The following is a 2,962-nucleotide window of genomic DNA, read 5'->3' as shown; positions in this document are numbered from 1 at the left end:
CAGGGCCCCGGCGAGTGCCTGGATCGTCCCGGCCTGGGGTGTTGATCTCGGTGGTGGGCCCCGGAAGCAGGTGAACACGGCACCTGTGGATCATGTAGTTCTCTACGCTGCAAGATCCACGAAGGTGCCGTGTTCGTTCCTCCATCATCCCCTGTCGCTGTCCCCGTGCCTCATGCACCCTGCCTGGAAGCCCTCGGCGAGGGTGCCGCCAAGGAGCAAGTCCGCTGCCTGGTCGCTGAGTTCGAGTCGGTCACCGATCCGAGAGGGGCTTGCGGAGTGCGGTACCGGCTCTCCTCGCTGCTGTTCGCAACGCCGAGAGCCGCCTGTACTTCTTACGGATCCATCGCACCAAGTAGGCGTTGATGCGCTGCAGGAGAGGGATCAGGGCCGATCGGTAGAACCGGCCGTAGTAGTTGATCCAGCCCGCCACGATCGGATTGATCCGTCGGGCGAGCTCCGCGAAGGAGAGGTCGGACCGTCGGTGAAGACGCCAACTGCGTACTTCCCTACCGATCCTCTTCAAGGCGTCCTTGCTGATCGCGGGCTCGAAGGACAGGAACCGCCTGCCCTGCTTGTCCTGCGACTTGCGCGCCCGGAACGTGTACCCGAGGAAGGTGAACTCCCTGTGCTCATACGAGCCTTGGCGTTTCCCGTCCCGGCAGTAGACGATCCTGGTCTTGTCGGGATGCAGGCTCAGCCCGACTTCCTCCATCCTGTCCGTGAGCGCGGCCAGCACCTGGCGGGCCTGACGCTCCGAGACGCAGTGCACGACCGCGTCATCGGCGTAACGCTCGAACGTAACGGCGGGGAACTCCCGGTCCAGCCACATGTCGAGCGCATAGTGCATGAACAGGTTCGCGAGCACGGGCGAGACCGCTGAGCCCTGTGGGGCAATGCCACGTAGATAAGCAGTTCAGTGTGCTGTTTCCACATATGCACAGCGACACGCCCGGGCTGGCTGTGGATAGCCAACAGGTATAGCCGCTGGCCTTTCCCTATGCGGGTGAAACTGGTTATCTTCCTCGTTCATGGGTGGGGCTCGAGATGGTGCGGTGGTCTCCGGCGAACGGCTGACTGACCGGGTGGGTATCGGGGTTCTGACACGTCTGGTGGACCGTGACCTGGTCGACGAGGTGCTCGCCGAGACGGGACGGGCCGAGAAGCGATCCCGTCTGCTGCCTGCGCGTGTGGTCGTCTATTTCGTCATGGCTCTGTGCTTGTTCTTCGGCGATTCTTACGAGGAGGTGATCCGTCTCCTCGTCAGCGGCCTGCGTTTTCTGGGGACATGGCGGAAGGAATGGACGGTTCCTACCTCCAGTGCGATTTCTCAGGCACGTCGGCGTCTCGGGTCGGAACCGTTGAAGCTGCTGTTCGAGCGGGTGGCGCTGCCGTGTGCCCAGCGGGGCACTCAGGGGGCGTGGCTGAGCCGGTGGCGGCTAATGGCCATCGATGGTTTCGTGCTGGATATTCCCGATACTCCTGCGAATGAGGCGAAGTTCGGACGTTCCGGTGGGACACGGAATCCCGCCCCGTTTCCGCAGGTGAAGATCGTGGGGTTGGGTGAATGCGGCACGCATGCCATCGTGGCCGCCCGGCTGGGCCCGTGGCGGACGGACGAAGGCACTCTTGCCCGGGATCTGGTTGCTGATTTCGAGCCCGGCATGCTGGTCACCGCTGACCGGGGATTTTACGCGTACCGGCTGTGGGAGGCGGCCGCCGCCACGGGAGCGGACCTGTTGTGGCGGATGCCTGATGGTCCTCAATTACCGGTGGTCCGGCCGCTGAAGGACGGGTCGTATGAGTCCTTCCTGCTCGACCCGAAGGTGCGGGGCCGGCGCGCGACTCAGCGGCACCGTGGTTCGGCGCGAATCGAGGAACCGTCCGGGATCCCGGTCCGGGTTGTCGAGTACGAAGTGACCAATCGTGAGGGCAAGGGAGAGATCTTCTGCCTGATCACCACGATCATGGATCCGGATGAAGCCAATGCCGCTGAGCTTGCGGCTGCTTACGCCGAACGCTGGGAATTTGAATCCGGCCTCGACGAGGTCAAGACCCATCAGCGTGGCCGCGGTGGTGTTCTGCGCTCCAAGTCTCCGGACATGATCGAGCAGGAGATCTGGGCGCTGCTGCTGACCCATTATGCGGTCCGGCACCTGATGTGCGAGGCGGCTGACCAAGCTGACATCGACCCTGACAGGCTGTCCTTCATCAGATCACTTCGCGTCATCCGCCGTCAGATCACTGACCAGGCGGGCTTTTCCCCCTCGCCGTCTCAGGAACGCTCTTGAATTAGCCCGCGCAGAAATCCTAGAGAGGCCCAACCCGCGCCGACGCCACCGCACCAGCCCACGAGCCGTCAAACGTGTCCACGTCCACGCCTACAGAAAGAAGCAACCCACCGAAACCACCATCCACCACTCCGACCCGCCCAACATCAAAATCCTCGCTGTTTCTTAACTACGTGGCATTGCCCTGTGGGGTTCCACGGTCCCGCTGTTGCAAGGTGCCGTCGGGCAGTTGCAGCGGTGCTTGGAGCCACCGCTTGACATACAAAATCACCCAGACGGCGTCGGTGTGCGCTTCCACGGCCTTGACGATGAGGTCCCAGCGCACGCTGTCGAAGAACTTCTCGATGTCGAGCTCGACCACCCAGTCCTTCCTCCAGCAGCGTTGCCGGCAGGACTCCACCGCGTCCAGCGCCGACCGCCCAGGCCGGTAGCCGTAGGAGTCCTCATGGAACACGGGTTCCACCCGGTCCATGAGGTGCCTGGCCACCACGGTCTGGGCGATTCTGTCGGCCACCGTGGGCACGCCCAAGGTCCTCACGCCGCCGCCAGGCGACGACTTGGGGATCTCGACCGCTCGCACAGGGCTGACGCAAAGTCGAATTTTTCAGCAAAGTCGCAGGTCGGTGGGTACGCCGAAGAGGTCCAGGGGTGCCTTGTGGGGTGACAGGGCGATC

General features: G+C 63.4%; 3 protein-coding genes and 1 pseudogene. 2 read left to right on the top strand and 2 right to left on the bottom strand.

Annotated elements, in window-relative coordinates; genetic code table 11:
* Window positions 1-129: 129 nt before the first annotated feature.
* Window positions 130-303, top strand: a pseudogene (locus ABZZ74_RS53435) (ISAs1 family transposase); the annotation flags it as partial.
* On the opposite strand, the gene ABZZ74_RS53430 reads toward ABZZ74_RS53435, so the two are convergent.
* Window positions 251-895 carry a reverse transcriptase domain-containing protein gene (locus ABZZ74_RS53430; protein ID WP_356951347.1) on the bottom strand — a complete coding sequence of 215 codons (645 nt, stop codon included), beginning with the start codon at window positions 893-895 and terminating at the stop codon, window positions 251-253. The pseudogene ABZZ74_RS53435 and the gene ABZZ74_RS53430 overlap by 53 nt on opposite strands.
* 157 nt (window positions 896-1,052) lie before the next feature.
* Between ABZZ74_RS53430 and ABZZ74_RS53425 the strand changes: the two genes are divergently transcribed.
* Window positions 1,053-2,288 (top strand): IS4 family transposase, encoded by a 1,236-nt coding sequence (locus ABZZ74_RS53425; RefSeq protein WP_356951346.1) that lies wholly within the window; start codon window positions 1,053-1,055, stop codon window positions 2,286-2,288.
* Between the two features lie 169 nt (window positions 2,289-2,457).
* Here the strand turns inward: ABZZ74_RS53425 and ABZZ74_RS53420 are convergent, their stop codons facing one another.
* The gene (locus tag ABZZ74_RS53420; RefSeq protein ID WP_356951345.1) at window positions 2,458-2,868 is read right to left on the bottom strand and encodes a reverse transcriptase domain-containing protein; all 411 of its coding nucleotides are present in this window, start codon (window positions 2,866-2,868) and stop codon (window positions 2,458-2,460) included.
* Between the last annotated feature and the right edge of the window lie 94 nt (window positions 2,869-2,962).

Source organism: Streptomyces sp. NPDC006476, assembly GCF_040612015.1.
Classification (GTDB): Bacteria; Actinomycetota; Actinomycetes; order Streptomycetales; family Streptomycetaceae; genus Streptomyces; species Streptomyces griseorubiginosus_B.
The sequence above is the reverse complement of the archived record's forward strand: the minus strand, read 5'-3'. Positions and strand labels throughout refer to the sequence as shown.